Origin of the sequence: Halomonas borealis, from assembly GCF_004798905.1 — a bacterium.
Classification (GTDB): Bacteria; Pseudomonadota; Gammaproteobacteria; order Pseudomonadales; family Halomonadaceae; genus Halomonas; species Halomonas borealis.
In genome coordinates this window covers 1-23,052 of the sequence record NZ_SDMO01000016.1, presented here as the reverse complement: position 1 = coordinate 23,052, position 23,052 = coordinate 1, and the positions used below count along the sequence as shown (strand labels likewise).

The window sequence follows — 23,052 nt, the reverse complement described above, 5'->3', positions numbered from 1 at the left end:
GCCAAGCGGCCGAAGATAGAGCACGATGACAACGAGAAACCCCGCCGACTCTCCAGTCCGCGGGGTTTCTTCTTGCCTGCTGCCTTGGCGCCCGCCGCCCGTTACCGAGCGGCTGGGCGCCTACGGCCGGGCGCTATCACAGGTGCTCGACGCTTGAGATCTCGTACTCGACGTCGCCACCCGGCGTGCGCACCAGCACCACCTCGCCCTCTTCCTTGCCGATCAGGGCGCGAGCGATGGGCGAGGTCACGGAGATCTTGCCGGACTTGATGTCGGCCTCGTCCTCGCCAACGATGCGGTAGGTAACCTCTTCGTCGGCTTCGAGGTTCACCAGCGCCACGGTCACGCCGAAGATCACCTTGCCGGTCTGGGGCAACTTGGTGACATCGATGACCTGCGCGCTGCCGAGCTTGCCCTCGATCTCCTGGATCCGCCCCTCGATGAAGCCCTGCTGCTCGCGGGCCGCATGGTACTCGGCGTTCTCCTTGAGGTCGCCATGCTCGCGAGCCTCGGCGATGGCAGCGATCACCTCCGGACGCGACTCGCTCTTGAGATGTTCGAGCTCGTCGCGCAGACGCTGCTCACCGACGACGGTCATCGGGACCTTGTTCATGGACTGACTCCTGCATGCTGTTCCTGTAGCCGCCGCACGGTGATGGCATCACCGTACTCGAGCGCCAGGCAAACGGCCTTGGCCCCTGCCAGGGTCGTGGCATAGGGAACCTTGCGGGCGAGAGCGGTGCGGCGGATCACCGAGGAGTCATTGATGGCCTGACGCCCCTCGGTGGTGTTGACGATGTAGGCGATCTCGTCGTTCTTGAGGAGATCGACTATGTGTGGACGACCCTCGTAAACCTTGTTAACGACCTCGACCGGCAGATCGGCCGCCTGAAGGGCTGCCGCCGTGCCGCGAGTTGCGCAGAGGGTAAAGCCCAATGTTAACAGAGAACGGGCCACCTCGATAACACCCGCCTTGTCCGGCTCGCGCACGGACAGGAACGCCTTGCGCTCACCGGTCAGCGCCGGGATCGCCTCGCCGGCCCCTAGCTGGGCCTTGTAGAAGGCCTCGGCGAAGGTCTCGCCCGACCCCATCACCTCGCCGGTCGACTTCATCTCCGGCGACAGGATGGGGTCGACCCCCGGGAACTTGTTGAACGGGAAGACCGCCTCCTTGACGCTATAGGTCGTCGGCACGATCTCCGCCTCGAAGCCCTGATCGGCCAGGCTGATGCCGGCCATGCAGCGCGCGGCCACCTGGGCAAGCGAGGTGCCCGTGCACTTGGAGACGAAGGGCACGGTCCGCGAGGCCCGCGGATTGACCTCGATGACGTAGATCTCGCCATCCTGCCAGGCCAGCTGCACGTTCATCAGGCCGTTGACGCCGAGCTCCACCGCCATGCGCTTGACCTGCTCGCGCATCTCGTCCTGCACGTCGGCGGGCAGCGAATAGGGCGGCAGCGCACAGGCCGAGTCGCCGGAGTGCACCCCGGCCTGCTCGATGTGCTGCATGATGCCGCCGATCACCACCTGCTTGCCGTCGGACACCGCATCGATGTCGACCTCGACGGCGGCCTTGAGGAAGTGATCCAGCAGCACCGGCGAATCGTTCGACACCTTGACCGCATGCGTCATGTAGCTCTCGAGCTCGGAGGCGTCGTAGACGATCTCCATGGCCCGGCCGCCGAGCACGTAGCTGGGGCGCACCACCAGCGGATAGCCGATCGCCTCGGCCTTGGCGAAGGCATCGTCGAAGCTGCGAGCGGTGGCGTTGGGCGGCTGCTTGAGGCCCAGCTTGTCGATCATCCTCTGGAAACGCTCGCGGTCCTCGGCGCGATCGATGGCATCCGGCGTGGTGCCGATGATCGGCACCCCGGCGGCCTCGAGCTCGCGAGCCAGCTTGAGCGGCGTCTGGCCGCCGAACTGCACGATGACGCCGGCCGGCCGCTCCTTGTCGGCGATCTCCAGCACATCCTCCAGGGTCACCGGCTCGAAGTAGAGGCGGTCGGAGGTATCATAGTCGGTGGAGACGGTCTCGGGGTTGCAGTTGACCATGATGGTCTCAAAGCCGTCATCGCGCATGGCCAGCGCGGCGTGCACGCAGCAGTAGTCGAACTCGATGCCCTGGCCGATGCGGTTCGGACCACCGCCGAGCACCATGATCTTCTGGCGATCGGAGGTCTCGGCCTCGCACTCCTCCTCGTAGGTGGAGTACATGTAGGCGGTGTCGGAGGCGAACTCCGCCGCGCAGGTGTCGACCCGCTTGTAGACCGGGCGGATGCCGGCCTTCTGCCGCGTCTTGCGGAACTCCTTCTCGGCCACGCCGAGCAGCGTCGCCAGCCGGGCATCGGAGAAGCCCTTGCGCTTGAGGCGGAACAGCTCCCGGGCATCCAGCTCGGAGAGCGAGCGCCGGGCCAGCGCCTGCTCGGCCAGGATCAGGTCCTCGAGCTGGACCAGGAACCAGCGGTCGATGTTGGTCAGGGCGAACACGTCCTCGACGCTCATGCCGGCGCGCATGGCATCGGCGACGTAGAAGATACGCTCGGCGCCGGCGGCTTGCAGCTCGCCCTTGATGTGCGCCATGGCCTCGCCGGTGAAGCGGGTCACCTTCGGGTCGAGGCCATCGTTGCCGGTCTCCAGGCCACGCAGCGCCTTCTGCAGCGACTCCTGGAAGGTCCGGCCGATGGCCATCACCTCGCCCACCGACTTCATCTGGGTGGTCAGGCGGTCGTTGGCCTGGGGGAACTTCTCGAAGGTGAAACGCGGAATCTTGGTGACCACATAGTCGATGGCCGGCTCGAAGGACGCCGGGGTACGGCCGCCGGTGATGTCATTCGACAGCTCGTCCAGGGTGTAGCCCACGGCCAGCTTGGCGGCGATCTTGGCGATCGGGAAGCCGGTGGCCTTGGAGGCCAGCGCCGAGGAGCGCGACACCCGCGGGTTCATCTCGATGACCACCACGCGGCCGGTCTGCGGGTCGACGCCGAACTGCACGTTGGAGCCACCGGTCTCGACGCCGATCTCGCGCAACACCGCCAGCGAGGCGTCGCGCATGATCTGGTATTCCTTGTCGGTCAGCGTCTGGGCCGGCGCCACGGTGATGGAGTCGCCGGTGTGCACGCCCATGGGGTCGAAGTTCTCGATGGCGCAGACGATGATGCAGTTGTCGCTCTTGTCACGAACGACCTCCATCTCGTATTCCTTCCAGCCCAGCAGCGACTCGTCGATCAGCAGCTCGTGGTTGTTGGAGAGCTCGAAGCCGCGGCTGCAGATCTCCTCGAACTCCTCCTTGTTATAGGCCACGCCACCGCCGGAGCCGCCCATGGTGTAGGAGGGGCGAATGATCACCGGGAAGCCCAGCTCGCCCTGGATCTCCCAGGCCTCGTCCATGCGATGGGCGACCTTGGCCTTGGGGCATTCCAGGCCGATGCGCTTCATGGCCTGGTCGAAGAGGTCGCGGTCCTCGGCCATGTTGATGGCGTCGGCATTGGCGCCGATCATCTCCACGCCGTGCTTGTCGAGCACCCCATGCTTGTCGAGCTCGAGGGCGCAATTCAGCGCGGTCTGCCCGCCCATGGTGGGCAACACGGCATCGGGCTTCTCGGCCTCGATGATCTTCTCCACCGCCTGCCAGGTGATCGGCTCGATGTAGGTGGCGTCGGCCATCACCGGGTCGGTCATGATGGTGGCCGGGTTGGAGTTGACCAGGATGACCCGATAGCCCTCCTCGCGCAGGGCCTTGCAGGCCTGGGCACCGGAGTAGTCGAACTCGCAGGCCTGGCCGATGACGATGGGGCCGGCGCCGATGATCAGGATGCTCTGGATGTCGGTACGTTTTGGCATGACGATTCCCGCGGCTAATCGGTGTAAAGAAGGACTCGAGGGTGACTGAGGATCAACGCTTAGCGGCGTTCCTTCATCATGGAGATAAAGCGGTCGAACAACGGCGCGACGTCACGGGGCCCCGGGCTCGCCTCCGGGTGGCCCTGGAAGCTGAAGGCCGGACGATCGGTGCGCTCGATGCCCTGCAGGGTACCGTCGAACAGCGAACGATGGGTCGCGCGCAGGGTGTCGGGCAGCGTCGACTCCTCGGCCGCGAAGCCATGGTTCTGGCTGGTGATCATCACCTGGCCGGAATCGAGCTCCTGGACCGGGTGGTTGGCGCCATGGTGGCCGAACTTCATCTTCATCGAATCGGCCCCGCTGGCCAGCGCCAACAGCTGGTGGCCGAGGCAGATACCGAAGATCGGCACCCCGGTCTCGAGCAGTTCGCGGATGGCCGTGATGGCATAGTCACAGGGTTCCGGATCGCCGGGGCCGTTAGAAAGGAAGATGCCGTCCGGCTTCAGGGCCATGACCTCGTCGGCCGGCGTCTGGGCCGGCACCACGGTCAGGCGGCAGCCGCGCGACGCCAGCATGCGCAGGATGTTGCGCTTGACCCCGTAGTCGTAGGCGACCACGTGATAGGGGCGTTCGGCCTTTCCATCAGGGCCGGCGGCGTCGGCATAGCCCTCGCCCAGGGTCCACTCGCCCTCGCTCCACTCGTAGGGTGACGGGCAGGAGACGACCTTGGCCAGGTCCATGCCCTTGAGGCCGGGGAAGGCTTTGGCCGCGGCCAGGGCGCGCGCCTCGGCATCCTCACCCTCGGCGTCCGTGCCGGCCAGGATGGCACCGTTCTGGGCACCCTTGTCGCGCAGTATGCGGGTCAGGCGACGGGTATCGATGTCGGCGATGCCCAGCACGTTGTGGCTCGCCAGGTAGTCGGAGAGCGACTGCTCGGAACGGAAGTTGCTGGCCAGCAGGGGCAGGTCGCGAATCACCAGCCCGGCGGCGGCGATGGCGCCGGATTCGACATCTTCTGCGTTGATGCCGGTGTTGCCGATATGCGGATAGGTCAGGGTGACGATCTGTCGGGTATAGGAGGGGTCGGTGAGGATTTCCTGGTAGCCGGTCATGGCCGTATTGAACACTACCTCACCACTGGTTTGCCCATCGGCGCCAATGGCAGCGCCATGAAACACACTGCCATCTTCCAAGGCCAGTATCGCGGGTTTGTTCAATGCAACGTCCTCCCAAGTGTTAACAGACAGCTCGTCCAGGCATGCGGCGCGGCCAGCACCCGACGAGAGATTCGACCCGCCGCCCTTCGGCCCGTAAAAAAGCGGGACGAAACCCGACAGTAAAGACCGGTTTCATCCCGCTTGTTGTCATTCTCTCGGAATGCTGGACCGACGCAACAAGCGCTTGCGCGGCGATGGGCCGTCGCCCGGCCAAAATTTGGTGGATTTTAAAGCATCGAAGGCCTTTCGACTACCCCTTCAGGACAGCCCGATGACATCCTGCATGTCATAGCGCCCCGCCGGTCGCTCGGCCAGCCAACGTGCCGCGCGCACCGCACCCTTGGCGAAGGTCATGCGGCTACTGGCCTTGTGGGTGATCTCGATACGCTCGCCCTCGGTGGCGAACATCACGGTATGCTCGCCGACGATGTCGCCGGCCCGCACGGTGGCGAAGCCGATCTCGTCGTCGCTGCGCGGGCCGCACTGGCCGACGCGCTCGAACACGCCGTATTCCTTGAGCGGACGCTCCAAGGCATCGGCCATCACCTCGCCCATCTTCAGGGCGGTGCCCGAGGGCGCATCGACCTTATGCCGGTGATGAGACTCGATCACCTCGATGTCGTAGCCCTCATCGCCCAGCGCCTTGGCGGCGGTCTCGAGCAGCTTGAGGGTGAGGTTCACGCCGACGCTCATGTTGGGGGCGAAGACCAGCGGCACCCGATCGCGGTAGGCATCCAGCTCGGCCTGTTCGTCGTCGGACAGCCCGGTGGTGCCGATGACGATGCGCTTGCCATGCTCGGCGCAGAACGCCAGGTTGTTAAGCGTCACCCGCGGCGCGGTGAAATCGATCAGCACGTCGAAGTCATCGACGATAGTGGCCAGGGAGTCGCTGGCCATCACGCCCTGCTTGCCGACGCCGGCCAACTCACCCAGATCGGCCCCCGCCAGCGAGCTGCCCTGCTCGACGATGCCTCCGGCCAGAGTGGCGTCGGCGTCCTGCTGCACGGCATTGACCAGGGTGCGACCCATGCGGCCGGCGACACCGACGATGGCGATACGAGTCATGCGGAAACTCCTGACGTTGGCGGATCGAAAGATGCTCGGAGTATACCAGAGGGCCGAGGGCGCCGGCGCCGTCAGCCCTCCGCACCCGCATCGCCCCGTGCCAGCAACAGGCCGATGGCCAGCACCACCAAGGCACCGCCCGGCAGCCACACCCAACCGAGACGCGACGGCGTCTCGAGGAACAGCCACAGCATGGAGACGAAGGGCACCAGGTAACCATACGCAGTGATGCTGGCCGGCCCGAGCACCGCGGTGGCACGCTGCATCAGCCAGAACGTCAGGGCGCTGGAGCCGAGCCCCAGATAGACGATCAACAGGGCATCGCGCGCACTCATGGTCGCAAGCCTCGCCACCGGCTCCACGGCGAGCCCCAGCGCCCCGACCAGCACCCCGCCCAGCGCCAGGCTCCAGAAGGTCCGCACCGCCGCCGAGGTGGGTAGGCGCCCGGATACCAGGCCACGGCGTGACAACACCGGATACAGCGCCGAACAGAGGCAGCCGACAAAGAACACCGCCTCGCCCGCGCCGAAGCGCCACTGACCGCCACGCTGCCAGGCCTCCGCCGCCGCCAGCCCCAGGGCGCCCAGTGCCCCCAGGGCAAGAATCGCCGGCAGCCGCCAGGCCAGGCGCTCCACGCCGACCGCCAGCCCCAGGCCGTAGGCCAACAGCGGCACGCTGACGTAGAGGGTCGACATGGACAGCGCAGTGGCATGCTGAGCGGCCCAAAACATGGCGGCGAAGAACCCCGCCAGGCAGGCCCCCATGGCGGCGAACCAGGGCAGGGCCCGGCGGCCGGGCCACGCCTGCGGGGCACGGCGCACCAGCCACCACAGCCCCAGGCAGGCGATGGCGAAGCGCAGGGCGGTGAGCGAGAGTGGCGGCAGCTCGCCGAGCCGCCCCACGACGGGAAACGACACGCCCACCAGCAGCGCCCAGACCAGCATGCCGAGGTGGGCGCGGCGCGCCGGCGAGGCGGCGGCCATCAATTCTCCCAGATGATATCCAGCGGCTCCTGGCCGGCCATGCGCTCGAGGTGATTCGCCACCACGCCCTCGAGCCGATCCAGCTCCGCCTCGTCCAGCGCCTCGACGGCCACGGTCAGCCGGCCCGGCTCGGCCGTCATCAGGCAGCTGCCCGTATCGAAGACCACCCGCCCCTCGCCTTCGGCCTGTTCCACCTCCAGCTTGTGAGCCCAATGCTTGCACAGTCGGTTGATCAGCTTGTCGCCCGATTCGGTGACGATCTCGGCTCGTGAAATTGGCATCTCGGCTCTCCGCGCTCCAGGAAGGTGAACCCCCAGCCTATGACGACGCTACCCACGAGCGCCAGCCCCAACCCGGCAACCTCGCGTTCGACGCCGCGGATCTCGGCGGGCCGTCGGTGCCATGGCCAGACACGACGAGGCCCCGCCTCCTTGCGGAGCGCGGGGCCTCGAATCTACCGGCGAGGAAGATGCCCTAGGGCTTCATGTCCTCGAAGAACTTCTTCACGCCGTCGAAGAAGTTGCTCTTCTTCGGCGAGTGATGGCTGTTGCTGCCTTCCAGGCTGTCCTGGAAACGACGCAGCAGGTCCTTCTGGTCCTCGCTGAGCTTGACCGGCGTCTCGACGACCACCCGGCACAGCAGGTCACCGGCGGGGCCACCGCGGACCGGCTTGACGCCCTTGCCCTTGAGCCGGAACAGCTTACCGGTCTGGGTCTCGGGCGGGATCTTCAGCTTGACCCGACCATCGAGCGTCGGCACCTCGAGCTCGCCGCCGAGGGAAGCGTCGACGAAGTTGATCGGCACCTCGCACTGCAGGTGACGGCCGTCGCGCTCGAAGATCGGGTGCGACTTGATGGCCACCTGCACATAGAGGTCGCCGGGCGGCCCGCCGTTGACCCCGGCCTCGCCCTCGGCATTGAGCCGAATGCGATCGCCGGTATCGACGCCGGCCGGGATCTTCACCGACAGGGTGCGGGTCTCGCGCACCCGGCCCTCGCCGTTACAGCCATGGCACGGCACCTTGATGTGCTGGCCGCCGCCATGGCAGGTCGGGCAGGTCTGCTGAACGGCGAAGAAGCCCTGCTGCATGCGCACCTGGCCCATGCCGGCACAGGTCGGGCAGGTCTCCTTGCTGGAGCCCGGCTCGGCGCCATCGCCATCGCAGCGCTCGCATTCCACGTGACGCGGCACGCGAATGTCGACGCTGGTGCCGGACACCGCGTCCTCGAGATCGAGCTCGAGGTTGTAGCGCAGATCGCTGCCGCGCTGCGGGGCATTGGGATGACGGCGTCCGCCGCCGCCCCCGCCGAAGATGTCGCCGAAGACATCGCCGAAGATATCGCTGAAGCCGCCGGCCCCGGCACCACCGAAGCCGCCGCCACCGCCGGCCTGGCCGTCGACGCCGGCATGGCCGAACTGATCGTAGGCCGCGCGCTTCTCGCCGTCGGTCAGGACCTCGTAGGCCTCGGACACCTCACGGAACTTCTCCGCCGCGGTGTCATCATCCGGATTGCGGTCCGGATGAAATTTCTGGGCCAGGCGTCGATAGGCCTTCTTGATCTCTTTCTGATCGGCCCCACGCTCGACGCCCAGTACCTCGTAGTAATCACGCTTGGACATGGGTCTGTCCGCCTCCGTCGCGACGCTGCGGAAACACCAACGCGGGAGTCGAGCCCCCGCGCTGGCATCACCTAGGTTTCAGGCGTCGTGGTTACTGCTTTTTCTGGTCGTCGTTGACTTCTTCGTACTCGGCGTCGACCACGTCGTCTTCCTGCTTGGTGTTAGCCTCGCTTGCGGCCTCGGCACCTTCGGCGGCCTCACCCTGCTCGGCATACATCTTCTGCGCCAGGTTGCCGGACGCCTCGGTCAGCTTGTCGAGCTTGGCCTGGATGTCTTCCTGGTCGTCGCCCTTGGACGCTTCCTCGAGATCGCTGGCGGCGCTCTCGATGGTTTCCTTCTCTTCCTCGGTGGCCTTGTCGCCGGCTTCCTCGAGGGTCTTGCGAGCGGCGTGGACCATGCCGTCGGCCTGGTTACGCAGCTGGACCAGTTCCTCGAACTTCTTGTCCTCGTCGGCGTGCGCCTCGGCATCCTCGACCATCTGGTCGATCTCTTCGTCGGACAGGCCGCTGGAGGCCTTGATGACGATCGACTGTTCCTTGCCGGTGGCCTTGTCCTTGGCGGACACGTTGAGGATGCCGTTGGCGTCCAGGTCGAAGGCGACCTCGATCTGCGGCACGCCGCGCGGCGCCGGCGGAATGTCAGCCAGGTCGAAGCGACCGAGCGACTTGTTGCCGCTGGACTGCTTGCGCTCGCCCTGCTGCACGTGAATGGTCACGGCGGTCTGGTTGTCATCCGCGGTCGAGAAGGTCTGGGTCTTCTTGGTCGGGATGGTGGTGTTCTTCTCGATCAGCGGGGTCATCACGCCGCCGAGGGTCTCGATGCCGAGCGTCAGCGGGGTGACGTCGAGCAGCAGCACATCCTTGACGTCGCCGCCCAGCACGCCGCCCTGGATCGCGGCACCCACGGCCACGGCTTCGTCCGGGTTGACGTCCTTGCGGGCGTCCTTGCCGAAGAACTCGGCGACCTTCGCCTGGACCATCGGCATGCGAGTCTGGCCACCGACCAGGATGACGTCGTCGATCTCGGAGGCGGACAGCCCGGCGTCGGACAGCGCGGTCTTGCAGGGCTTCAGCGAGCGGGTCACCAGCTCTTCGACCAGCGACTCCAGCTTGGCCCGGGTCACCTTGACGTTGAGGTGCTTGGGACCGGTGTTGTCGGCGGTGACGTAGGGCAGGTTGACGTCGGTCTGCTGGGCGCTGGACAGCTCGATCTTGGCCTTCTCGGCGGCTTCCTTGAGGCGCTGCATGGCCAGGTTGTCGCCGGACAGGTCGATGCCGCTGTCGGCCTTGAACTGCTCGACCAGGTAGTTGATCAGCGACAGATCGAAGTCTTCGCCACCCAGGAAGGTGTCGCCATTGGTGGCCAGCACCTCGAACTGAGTCTCGCCGTCGACGTCGGCCACCTCGATGATGGAGATATCGAAGGTGCCGCCACCCAGGTCATAGACCGCGAGGGTCTTGTCGCCACGCGACTTGTCCATGCCATAGGCCAGCGCCGCCGCGGTGGGCTCGTTGATGATGCGCTTGACCTCGAGACCGGCGATGCGACCGGCGTCCTTGGTCGCCTGACGCTGGCTGTCGTTGAAGTAGGCCGGCACGGTGATGACCGCTTCGCTCACTTCCTCGCCGAGATAGTCTTCGGCGGTCTTCTTCATCTTCTTCAGCACTTCGGCACTGACCTGGGGCGGCGCCAGCTTGTTGCCCTTGACCTCGACCCAGGCATCGCCGTTGTCGGCCTCGGTGATGGTGTAGGGCACCATCTTGATGTCCTTCTGGACGACATCGTCCTTGAAGCGACGGCCGATCAGGCGCTTGATGGCATACAGGGTGTTCTCGGGGTTGGTGACCGCCTGGCGCTTGGCCGCCTGGCCCACCAGCGTCTCACCGTCGTCGGTGTAGGCGATGATGGACGGCGTCGTGCGTGCGCCTTCGGCGTTTTCGATTACCTTGGGGCTGTCGCCGTCGAGCACGGCCAGGCAAGAGTTGGTGGTCCCCAGGTCAATACCGATGATGCGTCCCATAGGAAATCCTCGTAAATATAAGGTGTGACGTGATTCGTTTGTTCGCGGCGTTCACCGCGGGATGACGTTTATCTGGGGGCCCTCGCCCCTATTTCAAGGGGGCGGGGCCGAAATCGCCGCGCCTCAGTCGGCGGCCTGGCTCACCACCACCATCGCCGGGCGCACCAGGCGGCCATTGAGCAGGTAGCCCTTCTGCATCACTTCCATCACGCTGTTGGGCTCCATCTCGGGGTTCGGCACCATGGCCACGGCCTCGTGGTATTGCGGATCGAAGGGCTCGCCCTGGGGATCCACCGCCTCGACGCCGAACTTGCCCAGCACATCCTGCTGCATCTTGAGCGTCATCGAAACGCCTTCGCGGTGCGCCTCGGTGGCGTCATCGCCCATCGCCTCGAGCGCCTTCTCCAGGCTATCGATGACCGGCAGCAGCTCCTTGACGAACTTCTCCAGCGCGAACTTGCGCGCCTTCTCGGTTTCCTGCTCGGCACGACGGCGCACGTTCTGAGCCTCGGCGGCGGTGCGCATCGACTGGTCCTTGGTCTCTTCCAGGGCCTGCTCGAGCTCTTCGACCTTGGCGGCCAACATCTCGGCTTCCGGGTTATCGGCCTTGGCCTCGGCGCCCTCCTCGGTCGTCTCGGCGGCGCCTTCCAGCTCGCCCTCGACGGGCTCCGGCTCGACATGGGTGTCGGCGTCGCCCTGTTGGCGGGCCAGCTCGTCGTCCAACGGGGTCTGTGGATCTTTGGCCATGCGTCTCTCCTGAATGCCGGCCGGCGGCAGAGCCGCCAGCGAGACTGATCGATGATGAAACAATGTCGTTGACAGCTATATGGGGCTGGCCGTGTCGATCTCAAGGGAAGAGCATCGCGGGAAATGGGGCGTGCGTTGTGAGACCCGCTGAACTACTGTATAAACACACAAAATAGTGGATAAATAACCAGTCGTTCCGCCGTCATTTCGATACCGGCCACCGGGAGGCACCATGCTGACAGAGCTCGCCATTCGTGACTTCGCCATCGTTGACCACCTGGAGCTCGAGCTCGGCGGCGGCATGACCGCCATCACCGGCGAGACGGGGGCCGGCAAGTCCATCCTGCTCGGCGCCCTGGGGCTGTGCCTGGGCGAGCGCGCCGACGCCGGCAGCGTTCGCCACGGCTGCGAACGCGCCGATCTCAGCGCGCGCTTCGACATCCAAGCCCTGCCCGACGCCCGGGCCTGGCTCGCCGGCCGCGAACTCGCCGAAGACGACTGCCTGCTACGCCGCGTGGTGACCCGCGGCGGACGCTCCAAGGCCTGGATCAACGGCCAGCCCGCCACCGTCGCCGACCTCAAGGCGCTCGGCGGCCACCTCATCGAGATCCACGGCCAGCATGCCCATCAGGCACTGCTCGGCGAGGACACCCACCTGCGCCTGCTCGACGATTTCGCCGGCCATGCCACGGCGGTGAACGAGCTCGGCGCGACCTTCGCGACCTGGCGCGAGACGCGCCGGCGCCTCAAGCGCCTGGCCGAGGACGGCGACGAACTTCGCGCCCGCCGCCAGTTGTTACGCTACCAGGTAGAGGAGCTCGAGACGCTGGCACTGGCCGATGACGAGTTGTCCAGCCTGGAAGCCGAGCAGGAGGAACTGGCGCATGCCGAGGAGCGGCTGCGTGAGGCCCAGTTCGCCGCCAGCTGCTGCGATGGCGAAGAGGGCGGCGCCCTGCCGCTGCTGCACCAGGCGGTCAACCACCTCTCCGCGTTGCCCGGCAGCGAGCGGGGGTCGCTGCATGAGGCGCTGACGATGCTCAATGATGCCTGCATCCAGGTCGAGGAGGCCGGACGCGAACTCAACCACTTCGCCAGCGGCGTGGAGCTCGACCCCGAGCGGCTGGCTTGGGTCGAGGAGCGGCTCGGCGAGGTGCATCGCATCGCCCGCAAGCACCATGTCTCCCCCGAGGAATTGACCGACCTTCACCAGCGTCTCGCCGCCGAGCTCGCCGAACTGGAGGGCGGCGGCGACGACCTCGAGGCGCTCGCCACCGAGGTCGAGGCCATGGAGGCGCGCTGGCGCGAGCAGGCCGAGGCCGTGAACGCCACCCGACGCGCGGCCGCCGCGCGTTTCGGCAACGCCGTGCAGGACCAGCTGGCCTTCCTGGCCATGGGCAAGGCGCGCTTCGAGGTCGAGATCAGCGAACGCGAGACCCCGGCCCCGGACGGATTCGACCGGGTGCGCTTCTTGATCAGCGCCAACCCCGGCCAGCCGGCACGCCCACTCGCCAAGGTCGCCTCCGGCGGCGAGCTGTCCCGCGTCAGCCTCGCCATCCAGGTGGTGGCGGCCCAGCATTCGACCATCCCCAGCCTGGTGTTCGATGAGGTAGACGTCGGCGTCTCCGGCGCCACCGCCGAGATCGTCGGCCAGCTGCTGCGCCGCCTGGGCGGGAACGGACAGGTCATGACCGTGACCCACCTGCCTCAGGTGGCGGCCCAGGCTCATCAGCACCTGCACATCGCCAAGCAGGCCGAAGACGACACCACCCAGACGCACATGGCACTGCTCGACGAGGCCGGCCGCGTCGGCGAGCTGGCCCGCATGCTCGGCGGCATGACGCTGACCGACCAGACCCTGGCTCACGCCCGGGAGATGCTCGACGCCAGCCAGCACGCGCGTCACTGACCCCCTCCCTGCCCCACAAACGACAACGGCCCCGATCCAGTGGATCGGGGCCGTTCGCTGTTCGGCGACGATGCGCCGGAAGCGGGGCGCCTACTTCTTGAAGTTCATTTCCTGACGCGTCGCCTTGGAGCCCTTGGGGCGCACGTAGAGCACCAGCGCATGGTCGACGAGTTCAAAGCCATGCTCCTCGGCGATCTCCTGCTGGCGGCGCTCGATGGTCTCATCGAAGAACTCGACGATCTGGCCGCTGTCCAGGCACACCATGTGATCGTGATGCTCTTCCTGGGTGAGCTCGAAGACCGCATGGCCGCCATCGAAGTTATGGCGCGTCACCAGGCCGGCTGACTCGAACTGAGTCAGCACCCGATAGACGGTGGCGAGTCCCACGTCTTCCCCCGAATCCAGCAGGGTCTTGTAGACATCCTCTGCACTCAGGTGGTGTTGATTGGTGGCATTCTCGAGGATATGCAGGATCTTGACGCGCGGCAGGGTCACTTTGAGACCGGCCTTGCGCAGTTCATGGTTCTGGTCGGCCATGGTTGCTCTTCGCAGTATCGGGTAGGGTCGGTTATGATCGACCGAAACCACGATAGTGAAGAACGGTCGCAAATGCAAAAGCTGAGCAAAATTGTCACTCTTTCCCTCGCCCTGACGCTGATCAGCGGCTGCAGCTACTTCGGCGTCTACAAGCGCGATCTGGCCCAGGGCAACCTGGTGACCCCGACGATGACCGAGCAGCTGCACGCCGGCATGACTCGCCAGCAGGTGATCGACCTCATGGGCAGCCCGCTGCTCGAGGCGCCCTTCGAGGCCGACCAGTGGGACTACGTCTACCACCTGGACGAGGCCTATGGCGACATCGAGCAACGCCGCCTGACGCTGACCTTCGAGGGCAATCGCCTGGCCTCCATCGAGCCTCAAGGCGACTTCTCTCACCCGCCGGCGTTGATCTCCAAGCAGGGCATCGGCCCTGCCGGCGAGTCCGATGACGCGCGCGGCAACCTGCTCAATGTGATGCCACTCGACGAATAACCGCGCCTCGTCTCAGGAACGCTGCGACGCACGGGCGGCCCTGGCCGCCCGTGCCGCCTTGGGGTCGATCTCGAGGGGTCGATAGACCTCCACGCGGTCGCCCTCCCGCAGTGCGTAGGCCTCGGGATCGCGTAGCGCCTTGCCGAAGATGCCCAGGGCGGCCTCATCGAAGGTCGTCGCCGGCACCTCGGGGAACAGCGCCTCCAGCCCCGCCTGCGCCACCGCCTGGCGGGGCGTGGTGCCCTCGGGCACGGTCAGCGCGACGATACGCTGGCGCTGCGGCAGGGCGAAGACCACCTCGACGCGCAACACCTCAGGACCGCCCCTGGCCGTAGAGCGCATCGGCACGGCGGGTGAAGGAGTCGACCAGCTGACCGGTGACCTGCTGGAAGAGCTTGCCGAAGGCCATGCCGAGCAGGCGGTTGGCGAACTCGAACTCCATTTCCAGGCTGACCTTGCAGGCGCCGTCCCCCATGGGCAGGAACTGCCAGCGCCCGCGCAGCCGCTTGAAGGGCCCGTCGACTAACGACAGTTCGATGCGCTCGGGCTCATGCAGGTCATTGCGCGTGGTGAAGCTCTGTTCGATGCCGGCACGCCCCAGGGTCATCTCGCCGACCAGGTGCGCCTCGTCTCGCTCGACCAACCGGGCGCGCCGACACCCCGGCAAGAACTCCGGGTAGCGTTCGAAATCGTTGACCAGATCGAACATCTCCTGGGGGGTGTGCCGCACCAGGGCGGACCGATTGACCGTTGGCATTGACCTCTCCGCTGACTTCAAGGGGCCCAGGGCGTATCATGAGCGGTTATTTCGGCCTTGAATGGTATCATGCTTCCCCCCATATCGGAGGGGCAGGCCACCACCGGCAAGCTACAGACACGAGGTTCCATGGCCAGCAAGAAAGGTAAAGGCAAGGGTCCCGGCAGCAACGCCATCGCGCTGAACAAGAAGGCGCGGTTCGAGTACCACATCAACGAGACCTTCGAGGCAGGCCTGTCACTGGCCGGCTGGGAGGTGAAGAGCCTGCGCGCCGGCAAGGCGCAGCTCACCGACACCTACATCCTGATCAAGAACGGCGAAGCCTGGCTGCTGGGCAGCCACGTGACGCCGCTCAACACGGCCAGCACCCACGAGGTGGCCGACCCGACGCGCACGCGCAAGCTGCTGCTGCATAGGAAGGAAATCGCCAAGATCTTCTCGCGCACCCAGGACAAGGGACACACCTGCGTACCGCTCAAGCTGTACTGGAAGGGCAGTAAGGTGAAGTGCGAGTTAGCGCTGGTCTCCGGCAAGAAGCAGCATGACAAGCGCGCCACCGAGAAGGACCGCGACTGGCAGCGCCAGAAGGGGCGCGTCATGCGCGAACAAAACCGTAGCTGAGGTGTCATAAGCCTTACCAGCCTGATAGGATGGTGACGTTTTGGGGGCGACATGGCTTCGACGCTGATGACAACCCCTGAGGTGCATGCCGAGAGCGTGATGTATCTCGTAAATCCAACATCACGATTAAATAGTCGCAAACGACGACAACTACGCTCAGGGCGCGCTGGCAGCCTAAAGACTGCTAGCTTCTAGTCCGACCTGGAGGTGATGTGCCCATTCATCACCGAAGGGCATGAGCTCCGATTGATGGGACCGCGGTTGGCTTTGTCTTCGCGTCAACCGTTAAATCTTAGAGGAATCGCGTTTCTGGATCCTGCCCGTCGGAGCCAGCGATGCTAAAACAAATGACGGAACTAAGCATGTAGAGCCGATGGGCGAGTGTCGGCGGACGCGGGTTCGATTCCCGCCGCCTCCACCAATATCCGAGAAAAGCCACCCCGACGGGTGGCTTTTCTCGTTTATGACACTCCGCCGCCTAATGACGCCCCCGCGAGCTCCGCCTCGCTCACCGCACGCACCGAGATCACCGCCGAGACTGGCAGCTCCGGTATCCTGGCCAGCGGCCGCGCCCAGGGCTCCTCGGGCAGCGGCGCCCGCCACTCGATATGCTCGGCCAAGCCCGCGGAATCCACTTCCAGCACCACGGGCCGCTCCTCGCGCACGAAATAGCGATGGACCGTATAAGGCACGGCCTCGGCGAGGTTCAGATTCACGCCGTCGGCGCGATGGTCATTGCCACAGCGCGGCACCACGCCGGACCGGCAAGCCGCGTCCCACGCCGCCTGCGGTAACACACGATATAATGACGCCATTCCCGCCTCCCTGTTTCATGGTGAACGCCATGAGCCTAGCCGATGGCGGAGCCATCCACCCCTGCCCTGGAGGCTTGATGCTCAACCAGCGCGCCCTGGCCTATCTCAGCGAAGTGCTCCGCCGCGGCTCCTTGCGCGGCGCGGCGACCCATCTTCACGTGGATGTCTCGGCCATCAGCCGGCAGATCAAGCTGCTCGAAGAGAGGCTCGACGTCGCGCTGCTGGAACGCCACCCCGGCGGCGTCAAGCCCACCGAGGCGGGGCGCCTGCTGGTCGATCATCATCACGCCCAGCGCTGCGCCGAAGATGCCATGGTCTCTCGCCTCCGCGCCCTGCAGCAGCTGGCCAGCGGCCAGGTTCGCATCGCGGTGGGCGAGGGCTTCATCGCCGACCTGATCGATGCCCCGCTGCAGACCTTCATGACCGCCTACCCCGGCATCGATATCGCCGTCGAGATGGCCGGCGTCAACGAGGCCATGGCCCTGATCAAGGCCCGCGAAGCCGATCTCGCCCTGCTCTACGCACCGCCCATCGATCCCCAGCTGTATTGCCATGTGGAGACTCGCCAGCCGCTGGACCTGATCGTGCCGGCCGGCCACCCGCTGTCCGAACGAACCACACCGGTCTCTCTGCACGAGTTCGCCGATTGGCCACTGGCCCTGATGGACAATCCCTTCGGCATGCGCCAGATGGTCAATGCCGTGGCCCACCAGGAGCGCCTGCATCTGCATGCACGCCTGAACACCAATTCCGTGGCGGTGCTGAAGAACTTCGTGCGCTCGGGCATCGGCGTGACCTTCATGCCTGAGCTGAGCGTGGCCGAAGAGGTCCGACAGGGCCACATCGCCGTGCTGCCGCTCGCGCACCGGGTCTTGAGCGGCGCCCGGGCACAGATCGTCAGTCGCACCGACCGAGAGCTGACCGTCGCCGGCCGCGCCTGCCTGGAGCACTTGAGACGCGGTATGCGCTTCTTTCGGGACGACGCCCCGAGGCTATCGAGCCAAGCGTTGCCGTAAAGACAACGCCCTGGGGTTTGAATAGTCAACGTGACAACGCCTAATCTCATTGCGTACCGGTCGCTCACCGGCATCAGATAACCCAATAACAACCCCGCAGGAGAAGCCCCATGGCCGCCTCTCGTCCCACTCTTTTCCGTCCCGCTTCGCTCATCACCGCCGGCCTGCTCGGGGCCGCCGCCCTGAGCGGCAGCGTGCAGGCCGCCACCACCGTCAACCTTGGCTACAATGGCGCCCCGGATCCCGAGAAGAATGCCGTCCATGCCTTTGCTACCGACCTCAAGACACTGGTCGAGGAAAAGACCGACGGCGACATCGAACTCAAGCTCTACCCGAACAGCATGCTCGGCGAGGAACAGGAGCGCATGGAGCAGGTCATGAGCTCCCCCGGACTCAACATCGCCTCCTTCGCCGGCATGTCACCGGTGGTGCCCGAGATCTACGCCAGCGCCATCCCCTTCCTGTTCGACGACTTCGACGCGGCCCGCCGATTCTTCGATGAGGGCGAATATTGGCAAGCGGTAGAGGGCGACCTGCGCGAACGCGCCGGCCTGGAACTGCTGGCGGTGGTCGAGGAAGGCGGATTCCTGGCCTTTACCAACGATGAGCACCCCATCGCCTCACCGGACGACTTCGAGGGCCTGCGCTTTCGCGCCATGGACCCGAGCCAGGTAGCGCTCTACGAGGCCTTCGGGGCATCCGGCACGCCGATCCCCTGGACCGAGGTCTACATGGCCCTGAAGACCGGCGTGGCCGACGGCCAGATGAACCCGCCGATGTACATCATCCTCGGCAGCCTCCATGAAGTGCAGGACTACCTGACGCTGGCCAACATCCAGTACTCGGACCAGTTCCTGGTCGGCAACGCCGCCATGATCGACGGCTGGGACGAGGCGATGCGCGACGCCTTCCAGGCAGCCGTGGCCGAAGCCAACCAGATGGCCCGGGAGCATAACGAAAGCCAGGTCGACGAGCGTATCGCCTTCCTCGAGGAGCAGGGCATGGAGGTCATTCGCCCCGACGAGGAGCAGCTGGCCGCCTTCCGCGAACAGGGCCAGCCGGCCTACCTCGACTGGCTCCAGCAGCAGGACATCGCACCGCGCTACATCGACATGGCGCTCGAAGATGCCGGCTTGTCCCCGCAAAGCGAATAACGCCTCATCCTGGCCCGGGCGCACATCGCCCGGGCCCACCGCACGGACCCATCTATGCTCCCCCATCTTTCCCGGCTGCCGGCCCTGACCCGGCGGCTCGCCCTGACGCTGGCCAGCACCCTGCTGTTCATCGATCTTCTGGCGATGCTGTATGGCGTCGTCATGCGCTACCTGGTCGGCGGTGCCCCTATATGGAGCGATGAACTCGCCCGTTACCTGATCATCGGCAGCGTCATGCTGGCGGCCGGCGCCGTCTGGACCGAGGGCGGCCACATGCGCGTGGCACTCATCGAGCGATTGCTGCCACGCCCGCTGTGCCGCCTGCTCAACGTCTACCAATGGCTGCTGACCATCGTGCTCGCCGTGGCCGGCGCCATCTTCAGCTATCGCTACGCGCAATCGGTGTCGATGTTCACCAGCCAGGGACTCGGCATCAGTCGCACCATCCCGGTGATGGCGCTACCGATCGGCTTCGTCCTGCTCGCCTGGCAGGCACTGTGGCATGGCCCGACGCCGTTGCCGACCGCGGAGGATCCGTCATCATGATGACGCTGACCATGTTCGCGGTCTTCCTGGCACATGTGCTGCTCGGCCTGCCCCTGTTCATCGCCCTGCTGGCCACCGCCGTGGTCGGCTTCCTGTTCGTCGACCCGTCGATGATCCCGCGCATGATGCCCCAGCAGTTCTTCGGTGGCATCAATGCCTTCTCGCTGATGGCCATCCCACTGTTCATCCTCGCCGGCAACCTGATGAACGCCAGCCGCCTCACCGATCGACTGCTGACGCTGGCCCGCCTGCTGGTCGGCTACCTGCGTGGTGGCATGGGGCATGTCAACGTGGTCTCGAGCGTGTTCTTCGCCGGCGTCAACGGCTCGGCGGTGGCCGACACCTCGGCGTTGGGCTCGCTGCTGGTGCCTCCCATGCGCAAGGAAGGCTATTCCACCGCCTTCGCCGCCGGCCTCACCGCAGGGAGCTCGCTGATTGGCCCGATCATCCCTCCCAGCATCTTCATGATCCTCTACGCCTCGCTGACCAACACCTCGGTCGGCGACCTCTTCCTGGCGGGGGTTATCCCTGGCCTGCTGCTGGGAGCCGCCTTCATGGCCATGAATGCCTGGTACGCCCGGCGTCGCGGACTCGAGCGGCGCGGCGGCTGGCCCAGCGGCACCGAGCTGGGCCGCGCTGCCCTAGGGGCACTGCCGGCCCTGATCGCGCCCTTCATCATCGTCGCCGGCATCGTCATGGGCTTGGTCACACCCACCGAATCCGGCGCACTCACCACCCTCTACGTGGCGTTCTACGGCCTGGCCATGGGCAGCCTCGGCCCACGTGGTTTCTGGCGCGCCATCGTCGACACCACGCGCCTGACCGCCGCCATATTCATCATCATGGCCGCCTCGGCCACGGTCAGCTGGCTGCTCTCCTACGCCCAGGTCCCTAACCAGTTCGTCGAACTGCTGACGCCTTATATCGAACACCCTGTGGTGATCCTGCTGCTGCTCAGCGCCATCACCTTCATCACCGGCATGTTCATGGAAGAGGTTTCGGCCCTGATGCTGCTCACTCCCATCTTCGCGCCGGTGGCGATGATGGCGGGCATCGACCCCGTGCATCTGGGTATCATCATCACCCTCAACATCACCATCGCCCTGATCACCCCTCCCATGGGCGCCTGCGTGTTCGTGGCGGCGGCCGTCAGCCGGCTGGAGATCACCGCCCTGTTTCGCACCATATGGCCCTTCGTGGTCATCGCCTTGCTGGTGCTGGCGGCCCTTATCCTGTTTCCGCCCCTGACCCTGTGGCTCCCGACGCTTCTTGGATGACTCGATGACTCGACCCGACCCCGGCGCCTCTCACGCCGACACGCCGATTCCCCACCGCGCCGAACCCGACTGGCCGGCGGTCGCTCGCCTGCCGATCGCCGGCCGCGATGAACCGCTGGTGCCGATGAGCCTGGCGCCGCCTCCGATCAAGGTCTTCCCGGCCTATGCGCGGCTGGGCATTCCCGGCGCCATCGATGAATGCTATGTGCGCGAGGGCGTCTACCGTCGTCTGCTGGCGGTGGCCCGCGCCCTGCCCGACGGCCTGAGCCTGTTGGTAATGGATGGCTGGCGCCCCTGGCGCGTCCAGCAGCATCTGTTCGAGACACTGCAGGGGACGATCCAGGCCCGCCATCCCGAGCTCGATGAGCCGGCACTCGTGGCCCGCACCCGCGAGTTCGTCGCCCAGCCCAGCACCGATCCGACGGCGCCGAGCCCCCACCTGACCGGCGGCGCCGTGGACGTCACCCTGTGCGACGCCGACGGCCTGCCGCTGGACATGGGCACTCTGTTCGACGAGGCCACCCCCGCATCCCATGCCGATGCGCTGGAGAGCGACCCGGGCCAGGACGATGCCCACCGCCAGGCCCGACACAACCGGCGCCTGCTCTATCACGCCATGCACGCCCAAGGCTTCACCAACCTGCCCAGCGAGTGGTGGCATTTCGACCTCGGCGACCAGCTCTGGGCCCATTACGGCGGTCACGCGAACGCCCTCTATGGCCCGGCGGAGCTGGATACCATCGAGAAGCGCTGGCGACGCCAGCTCTGACAACGGGAAGGAGCCATAGGCACGGACGCCCCGCAGAGCGGGAGACGAACCAGGCGAAGGGAGCGCCGCGGCGCCAAGCCGGCCCGATCAAGGCGGAGCAACCGCCACACACGACGACGCCGGAGCGATCATCGCTCCGGCGTCGGGCCGTTCGATGGCAGGCGTCGGTCAGGCGGCGCCCTGACTCGTCGCGTGCATGGCCAGGGCGGTATCGAGCATGCGGTTGGAGAAGCCCCACTCGTTGTCGTACCAGGCCATGACCTTGACCAGGCGACCATTCACCCGGGTGTGGTTGCCGTCGAAGGTGGAGGAGTTGGCGTCGTGGTTGAAGTCGATGGACACCAGCGGCTGCTCGTTGACCGCCAGTACCGGTGACGCCTGCGCCGCCTCGGCGACGATGGCATTGATCTCTTCCTCGCTGGTGTCGCGGCTAGCGGTGAAGGTCAGATCCACCAGCGAGACGTTGATCACCGGCACACGCACCGCCAGGCCATCGAGCTTGCCATCGAGCTCCGGCAGCACCAGCCCCACCGCCGCCGCGGCACCGGTCTTGGCCGGAATCATCGAATGGGTCGCGCTGCGCGCCCGGTAGGGATCCTTGTGGTAGACATCGGACAGGTTCTGATCGTTGGTGTAGGCATGCACCGTGGTCATCAGGCCGTTCTCGATGCCCACCGTCTCGTTGAGCACCTTGGCCACCGGGGCCAGGCAGTTGGTGGTGCAGGAGGCGTTCGATACCACCCGATGATCGGCGGTCAGCACGTCCTCGTTGACGCCAAAGACCACGGTGGCGTCGGCATCCGGGCTCGGCGCCGAGACCAGCACACGGCCGGCACCGGCCTCGAGGTGCTTGCTCGCATCCGCGCGCTTGGTGAACAAGCCGGTGCTCTCCATCACCAGATCCACACCCAGACGCTCCCAGGGTAGATCACCCGGGTCACGCTCGGAGAGGATCTCGATGCGGTCGCCATCGACCGTCAGGCTGTTCTCGTCGTGGGAGACCTCGAACGGGAAGTGACCGTGCACGGTATCGTGGCGCAGCAGGTGGGCGTTGAGGCCGGGGTCGCCCAGGTCATTGATAGCCACGACCCGCACCCGATCGCGATACCCACCCTCGTAGAGGGCCCGGAACACGTTGCGGCCGATGCGTCCGAAACCGTTGATGGCGATCTTGAGTGTCATGGCGTGATCCTCTCGAAACCAGTTGCCGACTTGTCGGGTGGGAGCCGGGCGACGCGGAAAGCGGCGGCGCGATGCCGACGCGCCATCACCACGGCGCCCCTAGGCTCATCTGCCCTTCAATGTGGATCAGGACAGCCTTCGAGACAAGATTTTTTTCGTAATTTTACAACAACACGGGTTTGGGAACCCCCTGAGCACCCCGTGCCCGTCTTATACGAAAGGAAATGACAGGGAAACATCGCCTAGAGCCGCGATATTCACGCCCGGTCGGCCGTGATTTTTCGTAATATCACCACCACTGCGTTATCTTGATCCTTCCATTAATCCGCCGCACCGACCGCGCCCACAGGAGAATCGGCATGCCTGATCGCCCCACCCCCCTCCGCCGTACCAAGATCGTCGCCACCTTGGGCCCCGCCAGCGACCGGGAGGGCGTGCTGGAGCGGATGATCGCCGCCGGCGTCGACGTGGTGCGCCTCAACTTC

Annotated in this window: 23 protein-coding genes and 1 other RNA gene; 10 read left to right on the top strand and 14 right to left on the bottom strand. The window is 65.9% G+C overall.

Annotation, left to right across the window (positions count from 1 at the left end; all coding sequences use genetic code 11):
• Positions 1-136: 136 nt before the first annotated feature.
• From greA to grpE, 9 genes are all read right to left on the bottom strand, one after another.
• Positions 137-613 carry a transcription elongation factor GreA gene (gene greA / locus ETC07_RS13680; protein WP_136249079.1) on the bottom strand — a complete coding sequence of 159 codons (477 nt, stop codon included), beginning with the start codon at positions 611-613 and terminating at the stop codon, positions 137-139.
• On the bottom strand, positions 610-3,840 hold the full coding sequence (carB, locus tag ETC07_RS13675) for a carbamoyl-phosphate synthase large subunit (RefSeq protein WP_136249078.1): 3,231 nt from the start codon (positions 3,838-3,840) through the stop codon (positions 610-612). Before carB ends, greA begins: the two co-directional genes overlap by 4 nt.
• Positions 3,841-3,899: 59 nt before the next feature.
• Positions 3,900-5,057, bottom strand: a complete 1,158-nt coding sequence (gene carA / locus ETC07_RS13670; RefSeq protein WP_136249077.1) for a glutamine-hydrolyzing carbamoyl-phosphate synthase small subunit — start codon at positions 5,055-5,057, stop codon at positions 3,900-3,902.
• A gap of 258 nt (positions 5,058-5,315) precedes the next feature.
• Positions 5,316-6,122 carry a 4-hydroxy-tetrahydrodipicolinate reductase gene (gene dapB, locus ETC07_RS13665; RefSeq protein WP_136249076.1) on the bottom strand — a complete coding sequence of 269 codons (807 nt, stop codon included), beginning with the start codon at positions 6,120-6,122 and terminating at the stop codon, positions 5,316-5,318.
• A gap of 71 nt (positions 6,123-6,193) precedes the next feature.
• A complete protein-coding gene (locus ETC07_RS13660; protein WP_240724669.1) occupies positions 6,194-7,105 on the bottom strand; it encodes a DMT family transporter in 912 nt (303 codons plus the stop codon).
• Entirely contained in the window at positions 7,105-7,386 is a 282-nt protein-coding gene (locus ETC07_RS13655) for a DUF2218 domain-containing protein (RefSeq protein WP_136249075.1), read from the bottom strand. Before ETC07_RS13655 ends, ETC07_RS13660 begins: the two co-directional genes overlap by 1 nt.
• A gap of 193 nt (positions 7,387-7,579) precedes the next feature.
• Entirely contained in the window at positions 7,580-8,725 is a 1,146-nt protein-coding gene (dnaJ, locus tag ETC07_RS13650) for a molecular chaperone DnaJ (protein ID WP_136249074.1), read from the bottom strand.
• A 91-nt stretch (positions 8,726-8,816) separates the two neighbouring features.
• Positions 8,817-10,745: a molecular chaperone DnaK gene (gene dnaK, locus ETC07_RS13645; protein WP_136249073.1), complete on the bottom strand. Its 1,929-nt coding sequence runs from the start codon at positions 10,743-10,745 to the stop codon at positions 8,817-8,819.
• 123 nt (positions 10,746-10,868) lie between these two features.
• Complete coding sequence (gene grpE, locus ETC07_RS13640; protein ID WP_136249072.1) at positions 10,869-11,492, bottom strand: nucleotide exchange factor GrpE; 624 nt, start codon at positions 11,490-11,492, stop codon at positions 10,869-10,871.
• Positions 11,493-11,724: 232 nt separating this feature from the next.
• Between grpE and recN the strand changes: the two genes are divergently transcribed.
• Positions 11,725-13,398, top strand: a complete 1,674-nt coding sequence (recN, locus tag ETC07_RS13635) for a DNA repair protein RecN (protein ID WP_136249071.1) — start codon at positions 11,725-11,727, stop codon at positions 13,396-13,398.
• Between the two features lie 90 nt (positions 13,399-13,488).
• On the opposite strand, the gene fur is transcribed toward recN, so the two are convergent.
• Positions 13,489-13,935, bottom strand: coding sequence for a ferric iron uptake transcriptional regulator (fur, locus tag ETC07_RS13630; RefSeq protein WP_136249070.1), 447 nt, complete (start codon positions 13,933-13,935; stop codon positions 13,489-13,491).
• A gap of 72 nt (positions 13,936-14,007) precedes the next feature.
• Here fur and ETC07_RS13625 point away from each other — a divergent pair, with 72 nt between their 5' ends.
• Positions 14,008-14,430, top strand: a complete 423-nt coding sequence (locus ETC07_RS13625; RefSeq protein ID WP_136249069.1) for an outer membrane protein assembly factor BamE — start codon at positions 14,008-14,010, stop codon at positions 14,428-14,430.
• A gap of 12 nt (positions 14,431-14,442) precedes the next feature.
• Here the strand turns inward: ETC07_RS13625 and ETC07_RS13620 are convergent, their stop codons facing one another.
• A complete protein-coding gene (locus ETC07_RS13620; RefSeq protein WP_240724667.1) occupies positions 14,443-14,742 on the bottom strand; it encodes an RnfH family protein in 300 nt (99 codons plus the stop codon).
• A gap of 1 nt (position 14,743) precedes the next feature.
• Positions 14,744-15,187, bottom strand: coding sequence for a type II toxin-antitoxin system RatA family toxin (locus ETC07_RS13615; RefSeq protein WP_136249067.1), 444 nt, complete (start codon positions 15,185-15,187; stop codon positions 14,744-14,746).
• 129 nt (positions 15,188-15,316) lie between these two features.
• Here ETC07_RS13615 and smpB point away from each other — a divergent pair, with 129 nt between their 5' ends.
• Entirely contained in the window at positions 15,317-15,808 is a 492-nt protein-coding gene (gene smpB / locus ETC07_RS13610) for an SsrA-binding protein SmpB (RefSeq protein ID WP_136249066.1), read from the top strand.
• Between the two features lie 42 nt (positions 15,809-15,850).
• Positions 15,851-16,229, top strand: a transfer-messenger RNA (tmRNA) gene (gene ssrA, locus ETC07_RS13605).
• A 40-nt stretch (positions 16,230-16,269) separates the two neighbouring features.
• Here ssrA and ETC07_RS13600 read toward each other — a convergent pair.
• On the bottom strand, positions 16,270-16,623 hold the full coding sequence (locus tag ETC07_RS13600) for a DUF952 domain-containing protein (protein WP_136249065.1): 354 nt from the start codon (positions 16,621-16,623) through the stop codon (positions 16,270-16,272).
• 29 nt (positions 16,624-16,652) lie between these two features.
• On the opposite strand from ETC07_RS13600, the gene ETC07_RS13595 reads away from it, so the two are divergent.
• The 5 genes from ETC07_RS13595 (at position 16,653) to ETC07_RS13575 (ending at position 21,385) form a co-directional block, all read left to right on the top strand.
• On the top strand, positions 16,653-17,639 hold the full coding sequence (locus ETC07_RS13595; RefSeq protein ID WP_240724665.1) for a LysR family transcriptional regulator: 987 nt from the start codon (positions 16,653-16,655) through the stop codon (positions 17,637-17,639).
• Between the two features lie 110 nt (positions 17,640-17,749).
• The gene (gene dctP, locus ETC07_RS13590; protein ID WP_136249064.1) at positions 17,750-18,793 is read left to right on the top strand and encodes a TRAP transporter substrate-binding protein DctP; all 1,044 of its coding nucleotides are present in this window, start codon (positions 17,750-17,752) and stop codon (positions 18,791-18,793) included.
• A 54-nt stretch (positions 18,794-18,847) separates the two neighbouring features.
• Positions 18,848-19,339: a TRAP transporter small permease gene (locus tag ETC07_RS13585; protein WP_136249063.1), complete on the top strand. Its 492-nt coding sequence runs from the start codon at positions 18,848-18,850 to the stop codon at positions 19,337-19,339.
• Positions 19,339-20,616 carry a TRAP transporter large permease gene (locus ETC07_RS13580; protein WP_136249117.1) on the top strand — a complete coding sequence of 426 codons (1,278 nt, stop codon included), beginning with the start codon at positions 19,339-19,341 and terminating at the stop codon, positions 20,614-20,616. The genes ETC07_RS13585 and ETC07_RS13580 overlap by 1 nt, the downstream gene beginning before the upstream one ends.
• Positions 20,617-20,620: 4 nt before the next feature.
• Positions 20,621-21,385 (top strand): M15 family metallopeptidase, encoded by a 765-nt coding sequence (locus ETC07_RS13575; RefSeq protein WP_205742555.1) that lies wholly within the window; start codon positions 20,621-20,623, stop codon positions 21,383-21,385.
• 168 nt (positions 21,386-21,553) lie between these two features.
• Here ETC07_RS13575 and gap read toward each other — a convergent pair whose 3' ends face one another.
• Positions 21,554-22,567 carry a type I glyceraldehyde-3-phosphate dehydrogenase gene (gap, locus tag ETC07_RS13570; RefSeq protein WP_136249062.1) on the bottom strand — a complete coding sequence of 338 codons (1,014 nt, stop codon included), beginning with the start codon at positions 22,565-22,567 and terminating at the stop codon, positions 21,554-21,556.
• Positions 22,568-22,926: 359 nt separating this feature from the next.
• On the opposite strand from gap, the gene ETC07_RS13565 reads away from it, so the two are divergent.
• A partial coding sequence (locus ETC07_RS13565) for a pyruvate kinase (protein WP_136249061.1) occupies positions 22,927-23,052 on the top strand: 126 nt, incomplete at its 3' end.

Excerpts from the sequence above, each read along its gene's own strand:
- ETC07_RS13655 (WP_136249075.1), bottom strand. The coding sequence starts at position 7,386 with ATGCCAATTTCACGAGCCGAGATCGTCACCGAATCGGGCGACAAGCTG.
- ETC07_RS13595 (WP_240724665.1), top strand. The coding sequence starts at position 16,653 with ATGAGCCTAGCCGATGGCGGAGCCATCCACCCCTGCCCTGGAGGCTTG.
- smpB (WP_136249066.1), top strand. The coding sequence starts at position 15,317 with ATGGCCAGCAAGAAAGGTAAAGGCAAGGGTCCCGGCAGCAACGCCATC.
- dnaJ (WP_136249074.1), bottom strand. The coding sequence starts at position 8,725 with ATGTCCAAGCGTGATTACTACGAGGTACTGGGCGTCGAGCGTGGGGCC.
- ETC07_RS13615 (WP_136249067.1), bottom strand. The coding sequence starts at position 15,187 with ATGCCAACGGTCAATCGGTCCGCCCTGGTGCGGCACACCCCCCAGGAG.
- carB (WP_136249078.1), bottom strand. The coding sequence starts at position 3,840 with ATGCCAAAACGTACCGACATCCAGAGCATCCTGATCATCGGCGCCGGC.
- dctP (WP_136249064.1), top strand. The coding sequence starts at position 17,750 with ATGGCCGCCTCTCGTCCCACTCTTTTCCGTCCCGCTTCGCTCATCACC.
- ETC07_RS13585 (WP_136249063.1), top strand. The coding sequence starts at position 18,848 with ATGCTCCCCCATCTTTCCCGGCTGCCGGCCCTGACCCGGCGGCTCGCC.
- ETC07_RS13660 (WP_240724669.1), bottom strand. The coding sequence starts at position 7,105 with ATGGCCGCCGCCTCGCCGGCGCGCCGCGCCCACCTCGGCATGCTGGTC.
- dnaK (WP_136249073.1), bottom strand. The coding sequence starts at position 10,745 with ATGGGACGCATCATCGGTATTGACCTGGGGACCACCAACTCTTGCCTG.
- gap (WP_136249062.1), bottom strand. The coding sequence starts at position 22,567 with ATGACACTCAAGATCGCCATCAACGGTTTCGGACGCATCGGCCGCAAC.
- ETC07_RS13575 (WP_205742555.1), top strand. The coding sequence starts at position 20,621 with ATGACTCGACCCGACCCCGGCGCCTCTCACGCCGACACGCCGATTCCC.
- grpE (WP_136249072.1), bottom strand. The coding sequence starts at position 11,492 with ATGGCCAAAGATCCACAGACCCCGTTGGACGACGAGCTGGCCCGCCAA.
- ETC07_RS13625 (WP_136249069.1), top strand. The coding sequence starts at position 14,008 with ATGCAAAAGCTGAGCAAAATTGTCACTCTTTCCCTCGCCCTGACGCTG.
- ETC07_RS13600 (WP_136249065.1), bottom strand. The coding sequence starts at position 16,623 with ATGGCGTCATTATATCGTGTGTTACCGCAGGCGGCGTGGGACGCGGCT.
- greA (WP_136249079.1), bottom strand. The coding sequence starts at position 613 with ATGAACAAGGTCCCGATGACCGTCGTCGGTGAGCAGCGTCTGCGCGAC.
- recN (WP_136249071.1), top strand. The coding sequence starts at position 11,725 with ATGCTGACAGAGCTCGCCATTCGTGACTTCGCCATCGTTGACCACCTG.
- ETC07_RS13580 (WP_136249117.1), top strand. The coding sequence starts at position 19,339 with ATGACGCTGACCATGTTCGCGGTCTTCCTGGCACATGTGCTGCTCGGC.
- fur (WP_136249070.1), bottom strand. The coding sequence starts at position 13,935 with ATGGCCGACCAGAACCATGAACTGCGCAAGGCCGGTCTCAAAGTGACC.
- dapB (WP_136249076.1), bottom strand. The coding sequence starts at position 6,122 with ATGACTCGTATCGCCATCGTCGGTGTCGCCGGCCGCATGGGTCGCACC.